Origin of the sequence: Niallia circulans (assembly GCF_007273535.1) — a bacterium.
GTDB lineage: Bacteria > Bacillota > Bacilli > Bacillales > Cytobacillaceae > Niallia > Niallia circulans_B.
The window spans coordinates 1,105,778-1,122,361 of sequence record NZ_RIBP01000001.1; the positions used below are offsets into that span (position 1 = coordinate 1,105,778).

The 16,584-nt window shown below is 39.4% G+C and carries 15 protein-coding genes; 6 read left to right on the forward strand and 9 right to left on the reverse strand.

What is annotated here, in order from left to right:
• The first annotated feature begins 191 nt into the window (after window positions 1-191).
• The 6 genes from CEQ21_RS06325 (at window position 192) to CEQ21_RS06350 (ending at window position 6,786) form a co-directional block, all read left to right on the forward strand.
• Window positions 192-1,742 (forward strand): ABC transporter substrate-binding protein, encoded by a 1,551-nt coding sequence (locus CEQ21_RS06325; RefSeq protein ID WP_235907186.1) that lies wholly within the window; start codon window positions 192-194, stop codon window positions 1,740-1,742.
• An 84-nt stretch (window positions 1,743-1,826) separates the two neighbouring features.
• Window positions 1,827-2,780 (forward strand): ABC transporter permease, encoded by a 954-nt coding sequence (locus tag CEQ21_RS06330; RefSeq protein ID WP_185763736.1) that lies wholly within the window; start codon window positions 1,827-1,829, stop codon window positions 2,778-2,780.
• 14 nt (window positions 2,781-2,794) lie between these two features.
• Window positions 2,795-3,697: an ABC transporter permease gene (locus tag CEQ21_RS06335; protein WP_185763737.1), complete on the forward strand. Its 903-nt coding sequence runs from the start codon at window positions 2,795-2,797 to the stop codon at window positions 3,695-3,697.
• Window positions 3,694-4,701, forward strand: a complete 1,008-nt coding sequence (locus CEQ21_RS06340) for an ABC transporter ATP-binding protein (protein WP_185763738.1) — start codon at window positions 3,694-3,696, stop codon at window positions 4,699-4,701. The genes CEQ21_RS06335 and CEQ21_RS06340 overlap by 4 nt, the downstream gene beginning before the upstream one ends.
• The gene (locus CEQ21_RS06345; protein ID WP_185763739.1) at window positions 4,691-5,668 is read left to right on the forward strand and encodes an ABC transporter ATP-binding protein; all 978 of its coding nucleotides are present in this window, start codon (window positions 4,691-4,693) and stop codon (window positions 5,666-5,668) included. The genes CEQ21_RS06340 and CEQ21_RS06345 overlap by 11 nt, the downstream gene beginning before the upstream one ends.
• Window positions 5,669-5,895: 227 nt before the next feature.
• The gene (locus CEQ21_RS06350) at window positions 5,896-6,786 is read left to right on the forward strand and encodes a sulfite exporter TauE/SafE family protein (RefSeq protein WP_185763740.1); all 891 of its coding nucleotides are present in this window, start codon (window positions 5,896-5,898) and stop codon (window positions 6,784-6,786) included.
• Between the two features lie 130 nt (window positions 6,787-6,916).
• On the opposite strand, the gene CEQ21_RS06355 is transcribed toward CEQ21_RS06350, so the two are convergent.
• From CEQ21_RS06355 to CEQ21_RS06395, 9 genes are all read right to left on the reverse strand, one after another.
• Entirely contained in the window at window positions 6,917-7,684 is a 768-nt protein-coding gene (locus tag CEQ21_RS06355) for an NAD-dependent epimerase/dehydratase family protein (protein WP_185763741.1), read from the reverse strand.
• 417 nt (window positions 7,685-8,101) lie between these two features.
• Window positions 8,102-9,676 (reverse strand): glycoside hydrolase family 43 protein, encoded by a 1,575-nt coding sequence (locus tag CEQ21_RS06360; RefSeq protein ID WP_185763742.1) that lies wholly within the window; start codon window positions 9,674-9,676, stop codon window positions 8,102-8,104.
• Window positions 9,633-10,094, reverse strand: coding sequence for a hypothetical protein (locus CEQ21_RS06365; RefSeq protein WP_185763743.1), 462 nt, complete (start codon window positions 10,092-10,094; stop codon window positions 9,633-9,635). Before CEQ21_RS06365 ends, CEQ21_RS06360 begins: the two co-directional genes overlap by 44 nt.
• A gap of 15 nt (window positions 10,095-10,109) precedes the next feature.
• A complete protein-coding gene (locus CEQ21_RS06370; protein WP_185763744.1) occupies window positions 10,110-11,033 on the reverse strand; it encodes a pectinesterase family protein in 924 nt (307 codons plus the stop codon).
• Window positions 11,003-11,902 carry a dienelactone hydrolase family protein gene (locus CEQ21_RS06375; protein ID WP_185763745.1) on the reverse strand — a complete coding sequence of 300 codons (900 nt, stop codon included), beginning with the start codon at window positions 11,900-11,902 and terminating at the stop codon, window positions 11,003-11,005. Before CEQ21_RS06375 ends, CEQ21_RS06370 begins: the two co-directional genes overlap by 31 nt.
• A complete protein-coding gene (locus tag CEQ21_RS06380) occupies window positions 11,899-13,233 on the reverse strand; it encodes a glycoside hydrolase family 28 protein (protein ID WP_185763746.1) in 1,335 nt (444 codons plus the stop codon). Before CEQ21_RS06380 ends, CEQ21_RS06375 begins: the two co-directional genes overlap by 4 nt.
• On the reverse strand, window positions 13,230-14,360 hold the full coding sequence (locus tag CEQ21_RS06385; protein WP_185763747.1) for a glycoside hydrolase family 88/105 protein: 1,131 nt from the start codon (window positions 14,358-14,360) through the stop codon (window positions 13,230-13,232). Before CEQ21_RS06385 ends, CEQ21_RS06380 begins: the two co-directional genes overlap by 4 nt.
• Window positions 14,361-14,419: 59 nt before the next feature.
• Window positions 14,420-15,928, reverse strand: coding sequence for an extracellular solute-binding protein (locus tag CEQ21_RS06390; protein ID WP_185763748.1), 1,509 nt, complete (start codon window positions 15,926-15,928; stop codon window positions 14,420-14,422).
• A complete protein-coding gene (locus CEQ21_RS06395; RefSeq protein ID WP_185763749.1) occupies window positions 15,897-16,565 on the reverse strand; it encodes a YesL family protein in 669 nt (222 codons plus the stop codon). Before CEQ21_RS06395 ends, CEQ21_RS06390 begins: the two co-directional genes overlap by 32 nt.
• Window positions 16,566-16,584: the final 19 nt, after the last annotated feature.

Here is a 16,584-nt window from a genome sequence, read left to right on the forward strand (position 1 = left end):
TTTAAAGTCACGCATTACTTTTATTAATACATTTAGCCAGACGGGAATTAATTCCAAAAATTAGTATTAGTAAATTCACCTATTAGTTTTTTCAATTTAACAAATCTTCTGGCGGATGTTAGCATAAGCACTAATCCTACAAAACAAAGTTAAATAGTAGGAATTAAATTGCATACAATGGGGGAATTACTTTGAAAAAAACAAAGTACAAATGGCTGTCACTATTACTTGTTCTATTCGTCATTGGAGGCTGCAGCAGCAATAAGGGTACAACACGCAGCTCTAGTAATACGAATGATGCTGTTCAAGATGGAGGAACGTTAAATATCGCTTTTCAAAGTGAACCCACAACACTTGATCCGCAAATAACAGGAAACTCCAGTGTTAAGGATGCAACACGCAGCATATATGAAAAGCTCGTCATTCTCGATGATAGTGGCAATGTTGTTCCTGACTTAGCGGAAAAGATTGATTTAAGTGATGACAAGAAGGTATATACATTCCAATTGCGTAAAGGCGTGAAGTTTCATAATGGCAAGGAAATGACTGCTGATGATGTGGAGGCCTCTATTAATAGATGGATTAAGCTTTCATCCTTAGGTAAAACAAACTTTATTGGCGCAAGCGTAAAAAAAACAGACGACTATACAGTGGAGCTCCATTTAAAAACACCTAATGTGAATACACTTGCACTGCTTGCAGATCCAATTCCGGCAGCTGCAATTATGCCGAAGGAAATTATCGAAAATGCTCCTGACGAAGGTGCAACAGAGTATGTCGGTACAGGACCTTACAAGATAAAGGAATGGAAGCAAAATCAGTACTTAACTTTAGAAAAGTTTGCTGACTATTCCTCAGAAGGCCGTGAGCTTAAGAAAGAGCCTCATGTAGATGAAATTAAAATCAGCTTTATTACAGACGAATCAACTAGAATTTCCGGATTAACAACAGGCCAATTTGATATTGCATTAGGAATATCCAGTGATAATGCACAACAAGTGGAAGGAGCACAAACTGCCTCCATTAAAAAAGCACCTGGTGGTTTTCTTGGTCTTTTCTACAATTCCCAAGAAGGTTTCTTTAAGAATTTGAACGCAAGAAAAGCAGTCAATGCGGTGATAAATTCTGAGGATATCCTTTCAAGCTCCTATGGCAGTGCTGATTTCTATGAGTTGACTTCTTCGATTGTTAATAAGCAGTTCCCTAACTATTACAGTGAAGCAGGCAGTGAGGAGTATAACCAGCATGATCAGGATAAAGCGAAGGAATATTTAAAGGAAGCCGGCTATAACGGACAAGAAATTAAAATTTTATCTTCTCGTGACTATCAGGATCAATACAATACTGCTGTTGTTGTACAGCAAGAATTAGAGGATATTGGTGTCAAAGTAAAACTGGAAGTCTATGATTGGGCAACATTTGGTGAAAAATTAACTGACACAAGCAGTTGGGATCTTTATCCTGTTGACTGGGCAGCACGTTCAACTATCTTCCAAGGCTTCTGGACATCTTATGGTGCACCTGTTGAAGAATCTACTAAGTACTTAGATGCTATTAAGGCCTCAGATGATGTGGAGAATGCAAGACCTGCGATTGATGCTGCTCAGCAGTATGTGTGGGATACTCTTCCATTCACATTAATTGGCCATAAGGTCGCACTTAATGCTGTTGCCAATAAAGTAGAAGGCTATGATTTCAATCTCGGACCAGTCTTCTACAATATCAGTCTCAATAACCATTAATACACACGAAGAAGCAAGGCTTGCAGATTAAAAGCTCTGTCTTGCTTCTTCCATACAAATTTTTAATTCTGAAAGGAAGATTTCATGGGCGGATATATTATAAGACGGCTTTTGTCGCTCATCCCCGTACTGTTAGTCGTTGCTGTCGTCGTTTTTCTTATCATTCATATTACGCCTGGTAACCCTGCCATGATTATATTGGGCGAAGGTGCAACTCCTGAACAAATCACAGAGCTTAATCAAAAGCTTGGTCTTGATAAACCATTAATAGCGCAGTTTTTTATTTGGCTGGCTAATATTGCACAAGGTGACTTTGGCAACTCTTATTTTCTTGGAAAACCTGTCCTAATAGCATTTTTGGAAAATGCAGGACCAACGCTTTCACTTGCCATCCTATCACAGCTAATCGGTGTCACCATTGCCCTTATCTTCGGTATTGTTGCAGCAAAAAACCAAGGTCGCATGAAGGATGATCTTATTTCTGGAACGAGCTTAATCGGTATTTCGATTCCCAGCTTTTTATTAGGCTCCTTTCTCATCATGATCTTTGCTGTGCAACTGAAGGTTCTGCCAGTCTCAGGCTATGCTCCTCTTAGTCAAGGGTTATGGGAGCATTTAAAGTATCTTATTTTGCCTGCTATCACTCTCGGCACAATCCAAGCCGCTCTTATTACAAGGATGACAAGGTCCTCCCTGCTTGATACCCTTTCGGAAAATTTTATTAAAACAGCGAAGGCAAAAGGTGTTAATGAAAGAGCAATCTTGCTCAAACATACATTAAGAGTTGCCTTCCTTCCAATTTTAACTGTTATTGGTGAGTCATTTGCAGGTCTCATCACTGGTGCTGCTGTGACGGAATCATTATTTAATATACCTGGACTTGGCCAATTGATTGTTGCTTCCATTAATCGCCGTGATTATGCAGTCATTCAAGGAGCTGTTTTAATGATTACCGTTGTTTATGTGCTGATGAACCTGCTCGTTGATTTGTTATATGCAGTCATTGATCCGCGCGTTCGAAACTCTTATCAAGCTTAAGAAAGGAGAACAAAATGTCAGAAAGCACAAAAGTACTAGTTAATAAACCTATAGCTATTAATAATACTGTCAAAAAAAAGAGCCGCTTTTTTTCGAACAGATTGCTGCTTACTGGTAGTATTCTGTTAGTTATCACCACCTTTATAGGAGTGTTCGCCTCCTTTCTTTCTCCGTATGAGATATTAGAAATCGACCCAAAAAACCGCTTGGCTGCACCATCTAATGCCCATTGGTTTGGTACAGATAATTTCGGGAGAGATGTGTTTAGCAGAACGATGTACGGTGTTCGCATATCTTTGCTAATTGGGGTTACTGTCACCTTGGTTGCATCTGTTATCGGCCTGACTGTTGGACTCTTGGCTTCTTATTATAAGCTGCTGGACCATATATTTATGAGGATATGTGACGGCCTGTTCGCTTTTCCGTCGATTTTACTTGCAATTGCCATTATGTCCGCACTTGGTCCAAAATCAATTAACGTTATCATTGCGCTAGTCCTTGTCTTCATCCCTTCTATAGCAAGAATTGTCCGTTCCGCTGCATTAGTTGTGAAAGAAAAGGTATTTATCGAGGCACTACAGGCACAAGGTGCGAGTTCATTTCGAATTCTCTTTATGCATATCGCCCCAAATATTCTTGCTCCGCTCATTGTCCAAGTGACATTTGTCTTTGCAGTCACTATTTTGACAGAAGCATCGCTCAGCTTTCTTGGAGCCGGGATTCCTGCTCCCCTTCCAAGCCTTGGGAATATGCTTTATGACGGAAAGCTTGCGATCTATAACGCTTGGTGGATGACCGTATTTCCTGGCCTTTTCATCATTTTAATCGTGCTTGGGCTTAACCTGTTCGGCGATGGCTTAAGAGATCATCTTGATCCGAAAAGCAAACTTTCAGTGAAAAGGAGAAAAAGAAGATGAGCCACGTTGTTCCATTACTTAAAATAGAAGATTTGCAAGTAGACTTTGCCACACATAAGGGAACGGTTTCTGCTTTAGATGGGGTCTCCTTCGAACTGCAGGAAGGCGAGATATTAGGTGTAGTTGGAGAATCCGGCTGCGGAAAAAGCGTTACAGCAGAAGCCATCCTGCAATTGCTCGATGAAGATAGCACCTTTTATGATGGAAAGATTATGTTTAATGGGGAAAACCTTTTGGAGTATAACAAGAAAAAGCTGGAGAAATTACGCGGCAATGATATTGCCATGATCTTTCAAGATCCAATGTCCTCACTCAATCCCGTTATGCCGATTGGCAAACAAATCGCAGAATCGATTCTTATTCATCAATCGACATCAAAAAAGGAATCGTATAGGAAAGCAGTCGAACTTCTGAGACTTACCGGAATCCCTTCGCCTGAGCAAAGAGCAAAGGAATATCCTCATGAGCTTTCCGGAGGGATGCGTCAGCGGGTTATGATTGCGATGGCTTTGTCATGTCAGCCTAAGCTGCTGATTGCGGATGAACCGACAACTGCATTAGATGTGACCATCCAGGCGCAAATATTAGAATTAATTACCTCTTTTCAAAAACAATTGAATATGGGGATTATCCTTATCACACATGATTTTGGTGTAATTGCTAATATGTGTACAAAAGTAGCTGTTATGTATTTAGGGCAAGTAATCGAAGAAACAGATGTCAAAACTCTCTTTAAACGGCCATTTCATCCATACACAATTGGTTTAATGAAATCTGTGCCGCAAATTGAAGGCGAACGCGTTGAACAGTTACCGAGCATTGCAGGCACTGTTCCATCCCTATTTCAAATTCCAGCCGGCTGCAGGTTCGCACCGAGATGCAAGTATGCAAGCAGCACATGTGAAAGCAGCATGCCTTCATTGGAAACAGTCGAAAACAACCATCGTGTCCGGTGCTGGCACTATGATGAAGTGTTGAAAGGAGAAACAATTTATGCAGATTGAACAAAAACCGATTCTGCAGGTGAAAAATCTGCAAAAATATTATCCTGTCAGAACATCATTAGGGAAAACAAAGGCTTATATTAAAGCAGTTGAAGACCTGTCCTTTGACATATATGAAGGCGAAACGTTTGGATTGGTGGGCGAGTCAGGCTGTGGAAAAAGCACCGCTGGTAGAACACTCTTAAAGCTTGTTGAGCCGACAAATGGCGAGGTTATTTATCGGGGTGAAGATATTTTTAAGCTAAGAAAATCCTCGTTAAAGTATGTTCGTAAGGAGCTGCAAATGATTTTTCAGGATCCTCATACCTCACTAGATCCACGCAAAAAAGTCGGCTATTCGATTGAAGAATCACTTGCTATTCATAACATAGGCTCTAAACAAAAACGCAAAAGCCTTGCATTAGAAATTTTGCAAAAGGTCGGCTTTAACGAAGAACATTATTACCGGTATCCTCATGAATTTTCCGGCGGACAAAGGCAGCGAATCGGGATTGCCCGCTCTCTGGTTCTACAGCCGAAACTAATTATTTGTGATGAACCTGTATCGGCCCTTGATGTTTCCATCCAAGCACAAATTGTTAATCTGTTGAAAAGTCTGCAAAAGGAACTGAACTTGTCCTATGTATTTATATCACATGACTTAAGTGTTGTCAGACATATTGCCGATAAAGTCGGGGTCATGTATTTAGGAAATCTTGTCGAACAAGCTTCAACAGAGGAATTATTTTCAGACCCATTACATCCGTACACGAAATCCTTAATTTCAGCAGTTCCATTGTTAAATCCGGAGAGCAAACGTGAAAAAATAGCGATACAAGGAGAAATTCCCTCTCCCCTTAATCCGCCGTCAGGATGTGTATTTCACACAAGATGCCCGTTCGCCTTCGAGCGCTGCAAAACCGAAGTGCCGAAAAACAACAATATACATAATAACCGTGCCGTTAAATGCCATCTATACGATGAATAGAATTTTGAATGTCTTGCTAGCTTCAGCAAGGCTTTTTTGTGCACTTAAATATTTTTAATTATAAGTTGACAGGTAGGAATTATATGTTTTATAATCATCTTAATTTAGAAAATTAAAAAATTGGCAAGCTGATCGGAACACCGAAGGCGTAACCCTTACTGCATTTACTGCATATAAAGGATTACGCCTTTTTTCTATACTTTTATTAACACTAAGGGGTATTGTACATGAAAAAATTAATCATCTTTGCGTTTATCGGGCTGTTAGCACAATTAATCGATGGTTCACTTGGAATGGCCTATGGCGTAACATCTTCTTCGCTCTTGCTTACATTTGGAATAGCACCTGCTGTTGCATCTGCTTCTGTTCACTTGGCTGAAGTCGTCACTACTGCCGCATCTGGCGCATCTCATATTAAGTTTGGCAATGTTGATAAGCAAACAGTTTATCGTTTGATTATTCCAGGCTCCATTGGGGCATTCTTAGGGGCAACTTTTTTAAGCAATCTTCCAGGTGATATAGCAAAACCGTATATCTCCTTGTTCCTATTAATATTGGGACTATACGTGTTAGTGCGCTTTTTGTTCAACTTCCGTCCATCAGAAGAGAAAAAGAAGCTGTCATTAAGCCGTAAACAATCAATTCCGTTAGGACTTATTGCTGGATTTGCCGACGCTACAGGAGGCGGCGGTTGGGGACCGATTGCAACTCCCGTTTTATTATCAAAAAAAGGCATCAGCCCTCGTAAAGTTGTTGGTACTGTTGATACAAGTGAGTTCGCAATTGCAGTATCTGCAACGCTTGGATTCTTTATATCCCTTGGCTGGGAGCAGGTAAACTGGCTGTGGGTTGGCGCGTTGATGATTGGCGGCATTATTGCGGCACCAATTGCAGCATGGCTTGTCCGCAAGTTGCATGCACAGCTGATGGGCGTGTTGGTCGGCGGATTTATTATCTTAGTGAATGCTCGTACACTTGTAACTTCATGGATAGAAAATGAAGCAGCATATCCATATGTTTATGCGATTATCATTGTCGTTTGGATTGCCTCGATTATCTATGCTGTTAATAAAATTAAGTCTTATAAGAAACAAAGCAATCCTAATATTTCTGCCTAACCTGAAAAAACCTTACAGAAAAAGCACCCCCCTGAATCATATTAGAACAATACGATTTTAGGAGGGTGTTTTTTTTATGGTTATGAAAGTTTGTTCATTAAAGATTTTGTGAACGTTAACATTTTTCCTGCTATAAATTCTTGTCTTTTTTTAATACATCAAATGCATTGGACCTTGAGATAAATCCTAGCTGTTCAAATACGTTAGATGTAGACCATGGTTTTTGAGGATTATCAGAAACCCCAAAGTAAGTTCCATACCTTACTTTTGACTCAAGAGCAAGGTCAAAAAGCTGGACTGTATCCTCATGTGTTAGCAATGTTCTATGCAGCCGCTCGTCTTCTGTTACCGCCTTCATTTCATCTGGATGAACACTTCCAATCCGTAAATTTATTAGCGATAAATTGTTATCGGTTTGATGGGAAAGAATATGGCCAATATTTTCAGAAGCCAGCTTCAACACACCATATAAGCCGTTGGAGTAAGGATAATCCGCTGTCGTAACTTCCCTTCCTAACGTTGAATAGCCATCTTTCTCGTAATAATCAGTCGTATGATTGCTGCTCGCATAGACAATCTTAGGAATATCTAATGTAATAGCGGCATGCATGACATAAAAAGAAGCCATAAAATGAAGCTTTGTCATGTTTTGAAATTCTTGTATATCCTGTAAATCGTTATGCGATTTCATAGTTAGTAAATTAATTAATGCATCTGAATCTTTTGGGATGCTGCTGCAGAGCGAGTCATAATCGGTTGCATCCACCTCAATAAATTCTTCTGCTTTTTCAGGGGCTTTTTTATCAAGGATAACAATATGGTATTTACTGCCAAGACCACGATATAAAATCGATCCAATCGTGCCGGCACCGCCAATAATGGTAACTTTCTTTTTCATTATATCCTCCGTTTAAATAAGATTTGTGATGCTTTTAGGCTGCTTCTCTCTTATTTAAAAAGATAACCATTAGGCGAAATATTAAACCTAGTATATACAAAATAGAGGCTGAGACAAGTCAAAATATAATCTATCTAAACACAAATAAAAATAATTTCATCTCATATTGAAACAATGAGCTTCGGATTATAAATAGAATAGGACTTCAAATTGGTTCGTTCCATTGTGTTGCGGTCACTCCCTTACCGCGGGAAGATGAGCATGCAGGGTATAAATCGTCTCTATTTCCTCAGGTGTCAAGTGCCCTCCGCTCCATTCCACTAGGGCTTCTATTTTTTTTTTTATACAGAAAGAACCAAATAAAAAAAACTGAACTAATAATCGATAAGTTAGTTCAGTTCCCAACCTCTTTTTCAATTATTTATAATCAAACCCACAATACTCAAAGTAATCAAAATCCGCATAAGAACTAGCTTTTTTATCCATATCATGGACAGCAATTCCAACAAAATTGCCGGTAAATCCTCCAGATAGGAACATCACATCCTCATCAACACCAATTTGCTGCCAAGCAGCGCTATCACCGATTTCGATTTGATAATAAAAATTAGCAACTGGACCATTGACTTCTACCTTAAACTTAACCTCTCCTTCCCCCATCTTTATACACACTGGACTTAATGTAAATTCCCCATCAGCGCATTTCATCAGGCGGATGACACGTCCAGCTTCTTCATCGTATGTTAAGTAGGTATACAGATAGTTACTATCGTTAAGATAGAGAAGCAACCCAGCCATTTGGTTATAGGTTTTTGGTGTGTAGTCTAGCTTAGTTTCAGCAGTGAAATGAAAATCCTTTTGGCGGACTGCAAGGAGGTGGTGCTCAAATAAAGATTGGATGGATTCACCAGCGTGCATTCGTAGATAGCTATTGCGGCTCTTTAAATCGCACCATGTTTCATCTGCTTGAATCCGTAATGTATTCCACTCTTTTTCAAGTGCATTGTTAAAATCATCTTTAAAATCGGTATGTTTTTTTTGTTCAACCTTGTCGATAGTTACAATCTCTGTTTCTTGCAGTGGACCATCGCCGCCCATTGCTAATCGCAGCCAGCCGTCTTCCGTCCAATAAACCTCCTGGATGGCCGTTTCTCGTCCAAGGATAGCGGCATTTCCTTGCAATGGCCGTGTACATAAATACACCATATACCATTGTCCTGTAGATGTTTGCACAATGCTGCCGTGACCAGAGCATTGTAATGGAGAAGCTGGTTTATCTTTTGCAGTCAGCATTGGATAATGGGGATCGAGTTCATATGGACCTGTAATTTCCGTTGACCTGCATACTGTCACAGCATGACTTGACCCAGTGCCACCTTCTGCGGTAATTAAATAGTAATATTCACCGTGGCGGTATAGATGAGGAGCTTCTGTTTTGGCTAATTCTGTGCCATCAAATATTTTGAAGACTGGACCGATTAAAGCTTCTTTCTCTCCGTCAAATTCTTGCATGACTATTCCCGCTGATTTATTGCCAGTTGTCAGTCGATAATCCCAAATTTCATTTAACAACCATTTCCGTCCATCCGTATCATGATATAAAGACGGATCGAAGCCACTGCTGTTTAAATAGACCGGCTTTGACCATGGACCATTAATACTTGGTGCGGTAATTAAGTAATTGTGTGAATCCTTAAACGGCCGTTTCGTACTTTTCACATCCGTATAGATTAAATAAAACAGCCCATCTGAATAACTAATTTGCGGTGCCCAAATACTGCCGTTCTGCGGGTTCCCCCGTAAATCTACTTGATCCGTTAAGATATCTGTTTCATGCTTCCAATTAACCAAATCATTTGATTGATAAATTCGTACTCCTGGCAGCCATTCAAAGGAAGAAACAGCAATATAATAAGTATCCTCGACCTTAAGGACATTGGGGTCTGGATTAAATCCTGGCAATATTGGATTTTCGACTTTTGTTCGATACATAGTTTGCTCCTTCACTTTTCGTTATTTTTCTAAATAAACATAAGCTTCCAGCAATAAAAAAGAAAAAAGCTAATGGGAAAGCAAGCATTTGAGTGCCAATTAAAGTAGTCGCACCTGCTGCTAAATAAAGAAAAGCCGCCCATTTAGGATATCTATTTCTCCAGATGCATATTGTCGCTGGTAAAGTGAGGCTAAGCACAATCAACAAGGTAACACCAAACCATACAGCAAGTGCTTTCACTGCAACGAAACTTTCAGAAACATAGTCTTTCGAAACATCCTCCTGCAGAATTGGAAAAACAGTTTCTGCAAAAGTCTGCTCCTCCATTGTGGTGATGGTTAACGAAAATCCCCCCAATAGAATGACACAAAGGATGACACCCACAAAGCCAATGATTACTTCCCTTTTTCGCTTCATTCTCGTAATTCCTTTCTATTCAATGAAAGTGATCCAATCCAACATGACCAACTCTTTTTTAGAGTGATAGATATTTTTATATTCTTTATATGTCGCCGTTTTTCTGTTGTGCTGATTTTCCCAATCATCCCATCTTACAGGATGAACATGCTTGCCGATTCGACAATTAGCAAAGGTCGTTTTTGCAAACGAACGCCACGGTCTTCCTAAATAAACATTTGTAACGTCTTTGTCTGCCGTTAAATAGCAATGTATAAAATACAAGCCATTTTCACCTTCAGGAGTGGAGGCTGCCGTTATATATCCTTCGTCATTATTTGGCCTTTTTAATGATTTTATTTCACAGCCTTGAAAGACTGCTTCGCCACCGCCAAAGATAAAATCAACCGTGCCCTCAATGTAACAATAACTAAAATGACAGCTGTGCTCTTTAAAGGATGTTTTTAGTTTTGGAGTTGAAAATAACTGACCGTTTTTTTGCAATGCTGGTAATGGTCCAAGACATATTGTGTCCTGATAGCCTTTGAAGGAGCAGTTCTTGAACGTAATATTGGTTCCCTCATTATAAAGAGCTACCGCCTGACCTACCGTCTCCCCTGGTCCAGCATTATTAATAATCTCAATATTTTCAATGGCTATATTTGATCCATTGATAAAAAAGGTAGCTGTTTGAAAGGTCCCGATTTCTTGCTGCTGCTCATTTTTCTGCAGCGCATACCGATTGCCAATAATCTGGACTGTTCCAACGCCAATTATGGAAATGTCTGATTGATACAAAAGTATGTTTTCATGATATTTTCCACTCAAAATGGTTAGCTTAAGTGGTCCTCTTTCCTCCTGCCAATAGTCTAACGCAGCTTGGATACTTGAAAAATCACACATTTCGTTTCTACCAACAACTAAACTCTTTAAAGATGTTTTTCTAAGAACTTTTTCCATAACGCGCGCATCTCCCTTGTTTCTTGATGCCCTCCTGTGAGCACATAGCCTTCAAAGTTTTGAGGAACATGGTGGTTCGTGTATGTTTTTTGCAATTGTATGTTTAAGTATTGCGCTCCTTCAATTGGACACATCCTGTCATCCTTGCCTGCTAAGCTTAGGCGAGGCTTTGGGGCTATCAGTTCCTGAACAGCTAAAGTAGAGAAATGCTTTAAAAATCCAGGCACATAATAGTAGAAACCGTGATGGTCTAAGCCGCGTTTGTTCATAAGCGTCTCGATATGAACCTGACCAGCAATGTCAACAGACACTTTAATGCGCTCATCAAGTGCAGCCAACCACCAGCTCATCAATCCGCCCATTGACATACCGATTGTCGCTAGTCTGTTAGAATCTACATCCGGACGGGTTTCAAGATAATCCAGAAGCGACAGGCTGTCGAATAAACGCATACCCCAAAGCGTCTGCCCATTTAAAAGCATTTCTTTCACAAGTTCACTTTCCTGTTTTCCCTTACGTTCATTAAATCCCCACATATCTATTGAACAAACAGCATAGCCAAGCCCTGTAAGTTCCTCTACAAATGAGGGATTTTGTAAATAAGCACTGCTATGAAGTAGTTCTTGTTTTCCTTGCTCAAAATTACCGCCATGAGAGTGATTAAAGATGACCGTTGGCAGCGGGCCATCTGTGTCTTGCGGTATAGCAAAATAAGCTGGCACCTTTTCCAGACCATTTAAATCTAACAGTAAACTTTCTAGTATATATCCATTTTGTTGTTCTCTACTAATTACTTGGGCAGATAAGGTTTCTGGTTTTGAACGATCTCCTAAGAGGGCAAATAATTGCCTTAAATGTTGGTCTTTCATTTCACCTTTACTTCTTTAAGTAGCTCTTCTGCAGCTTTTGTATTCTTGGACTTGCAATGAGTGACCTCTATGTCCTCTGAATATTCAATATGGAAGGCTGGTCCTTCATGGTTCTCAACGGTTACACGATTAAACAGGACGTCTTTGGCAAAGCCAACATAAAAACCACGATTATTCATATCCTCGATTCCGGCCATCATTGCCGGCTTCCCAGGAGTAGCATTTTCAGCCATTGAAATATCAATATGATTAAAGCTAATTTCCAACACATACTGTTCAGCTAAGCCATAAATAAATCCTGCTGCTGCATGAACATTACGGGCAGTAATATGCGAGAAGTGGATGCGTCTGAACATCGGTGTCTCCTCTGTTATTGGATAAGGATTTTTATCCCACACATATTTATCCTTTCCGCGCGGTCCACAGAAATAATATAAGTTTAAGATAAATGGACATATGACTCGTTCCATGACAATATTATCAACACGAATGTCCTCAATTACTCCGCCGCGACCCCGACGTGATTTGAGGCGAATCCCTCTGTCTGTATCTTGGAAAACACAGTTACTTATTGTCACATTTCTAATATCACCACTCATTTCACTGCCAAATACAACAGCTCCATGCCCATGAATCATCGTACAATTAGAAATCGTAATATTTTCGCAAGCAACGCGTTCTGCTGTACCTTCTGTTCCAGATTTAATGGCAATACAGTCATCGCCTACGTCAATGTGGCAATTGCTGATTCTAACATTTGCACAGGATTCCGGATCAATTCCGTCTGTATTCGGTGAGTCAGCTGGATTAAAAATCGACACATTATCAATGGTCACATTATTGCAACAAATGGGATTAACGGTCCAGCTTGGTGAGTTTATGAGCGTCACATCTTTAATGGTAATATTTTCACAGCCATCAAAGCTGATAAGCTTTGGACGCGGGTAAGCGAGCTTCTCCTGATGATTTCGGAATATATCCCACCATTGCATTCCATTTCCATCAATCGTGCCAAAACCAGTTACAGCAATGTTTTTGGCATTTTCCGCATACAAGCAAGATGCATAAACCTCTCTTTTTACACCTTCCCACCGCGAAGTAACCACAGGGTAGTCATGCTGATAATTAGAAAATTTCAAAACAGCTCCTCTAGACAAATTCAATTCAATATTATCTTTTAAAAATAACGCTCCTGTTAAGAACTCACCTGCAGGAATAATGATCATGCCACCGCCGTTTTCATATGCTTCATCAATCGCTTTTTGGATTGATTCCGTACATAATTCACCATCACCAAGCGCTTCCAAATCGCGAATTAAATAGGCTGTCATTTCAACACCTCTTTCATTACTTCTTCAAATTCTGCTAAAGCCTGCAAAAATGCTCCCACACCCTTTTGGTCATTACAAATAATTGGTTCACTTATATAATAAGTATAGGAGCCATCCCTGTTACCAGCACCGCCAAGTCCAGCAACCTGACAGGTTTTATTTAAATTTACCCAGCCTTCCTTCGTTAACAAAACAAATTCATCCAATAAGCCCTGATGGGATTTTGTTAACTGTGCTTCCCAACCGTTACGGTCCAAAACACCCAACCGGATACCTTTTGCAAGTGCACAAACATACATACTGCTGCATGAAGCTTCTAAGTAATTCCCTTTTTCATGTCCTTTATCTGTAACTTGATACCAAACACCGCTCTTTTCATCTTGGTAAGTCTTAAGTGCTTGCAATGTTTTCTCTAAAATTTGGATAAGAACATCACGACCTACAGTTTTTTCTGGCAAAATTTCTAACGTATCTACAACTGCCAGCAAGTACCAGCCAATAGAACGTCCCCAGAAATTCGGGGACAATCCTGATTCTTTATCAGCCCATGGCTGTTGCTTTTTTTCATCCCAGGCATGATACAACAGCCCTGTTTGTTGATCTACCAAATGCTGGTAGCTTAGCTTAAATTGAACAATGATATCCTCTAAACCTGCTCCATTAGCGAAGGTTGTTTGATATTCCGCATAAAAAGGGGATCCCATATACAGTCCGTCCAGCCAGATTTGGTATGGATAAATTTGTTTATGCCAAAATGCACCTTCAGATGTTCTCGGATGTGTTTCGAACTGTTTCCGTAATAAATCACAAGCTTTTTTATATTTTTCTTCCCCCGTTTCCTTGTAAAGCACAAATAACAGCTTCCCGTTGTTAATATGATCAATATTATATTCCTCTAAGTGATACCCTCTAATGGAACCATCATCTTGAATAAAATAATCCATATTGTCCTTTATATAGTTGAAGTATTGCTGATAACCTGTTTGTCTCCACACTTTTTCAAAGCCTTTTAAGACAACTCCATAATCATAGGACCATTTTCCATTGTAGCCTTTGTCTTCATATAGTCGGGGCAGTCTCTCCATAATCGAGTTTGCTGTTTTTACAGACCAGTTCCATTCTTTCATCTTTTACTCCTTTTCTTTCAGAAGTCAGCTTATTGTGTAAACATCCAAGGGCAAAATCCTTAATTCGTAGTTTTATAGGCTTCCTTATATTCTTCTTTTATTGTTTTCCCGCCTTGGTCATTCCAACTCTTCACTGCTTTCTTAAAGTCAGCAAGAGAGATGTCTCCTAAAATGTATTGATAAGTAGCGTCTGTGATAATCTTTTGTAATTCAGACCCTTGCGTTGTAAAAGTCGGAGATTCTAATGGAAAGGCAGGATTCATAACAGCATATTGTGCATTATCTGCTATTTTTTCATCCGCTTCTGCCTTAATTGGATTTGGATCCTTCAGATTGTATCCGGTTTCATTAGGGCGTGAAGAAGCAAATGGCTGAACTTCCTGTTGCCATAAGTCTTGATTGATAATTTCATAGGCACCATCATCATCGAGCTTGTAATGTGTACCTTCAATTCCATAAGTCATTAATGTATAGTTTTCTGTGTCTATTAAATCGTTAACGAACTTTAATATCTTTTTCAATTCTGTTTCATCTTTAACTTCTGAACGAGGAAATGCTAGTAACCCTCCAATTCCATTACCTCCAGACCAAATCGCTCTTTCAGAGTAAGACGCTGAAGTCATATCGTTAACAAGGGTAAGCTTCATATTATCCTGGATACCGGCTGCCATTGTTTCAAGATTTTTCGCGTCAAATAAGGCACCAACATAAATACCACCTTTTCCTTGAGCGAAGTTTTGCTGCTGATCCGTCTTAGCAGTTACAGCAAAATCTTTATTTATCCAGCCATTATCATATAACTTTTTCATATAATCCATTGTTTTGATATATCCATCAGTTTCAAATTCCGGCACAAATTCTCCCTTAGAATCTACTTCCCAATTATTTGGTGTTCCAAAATACGAACCGACCGTTTTGAATACTCCATAAATTAAATCACTGCGATCCATAAAACCAGTTGTATCTTTTTTGCCGTTACCATCTGGGTCGTTCTCTGTAAATGCTTTCGCTACCTCCATTAATTCTTCTGTTGTTTTAGGAACCTCAAGACCAAGTTTATCTAACCAGTCTTTACGAAGAACAATACCGTTTCTCGCCAAATCCTTTTGGAACGGTACACCATAAAGCTTGCCTTCAGTCGATGCTGATTTCAGCATTTCTTCGGGAATTGCTTTTAAGTTAGGAAATTCATCTAAATAATCTTCAATATTCCAAAACATACCTGATTTCAATGCGTTTCTAACAGAAGAATTTTCTAAAATCGTTAAGGTAACAATATCCGCCAAAGAATCAGAAGCTAAAGCAGTATTAATACGTTCTTCTTTTGACGCGTCAGGAATCCACGAGAATTTAATTTCCGTATTTGTTTTCTTTTCCAGTTCATTTATGATCGTATCTGTCGGTGGAGAAGCGGTATGGAGAATATTTAGCCAGGATATTTCTGTTTTGCCATTATCCTTGTCACCATCTCCAGATTTATTGCTAGTTTTTTCTCCACTGCACCCTGCAAGCAGCAACATACTGGCAAGACTTACACTAGCTAACTTTGATACCATTGGTTTTTTCATTACAATTCTCCTTTATGTGTTCATTTATATTTGTTTCTTTAGAATCCTCGATTTCCATTCTCGTAAACACTTGATTTGCTGTCCAAGTGATTGAAAAGAACAAGAAACTGACTCCAAGGAAGGTTATAACTCCTGGGAAAAACGTTATAGCTGCCCAATAAAGTACACCTGTCACTAGGAAAAATAGCAGTGAATATTGCAGGCAGGCTAAGCCAAATAGCAAGGACATCTTCATTTTCAAGATAATTCCATTCCAATTGTAGTGGGCCATGATTGGAAAGATATATACGACAGACAACAAATAAATGAATCCTACTATTAACAGAGCCACCCTTAAATACCAATTTGTGACGGTTAATAAGTCGACAGCTATAACAAAGCCAATAAAGAGATAAATCCAACTAATTAAGACAGATTCCTTAAAGTTTTCTTTGTAATATTGCCAATAGGTCTTAAAAACAGGTATTCTGTTTCCGCGTATCCATTGCCGGCAAATACTAACCAAGGCATAAGTAGAAGGGCCGATACCAAACACACCTAACCCTAATAACGTAAACAAAATCCACAATATATTTACATACACTAAGTTTAGAATGCTAGTAAAAATGGAATTTAATTTTTCTACTGATTTGAGCATCGAAATACCCTCCCTCTTC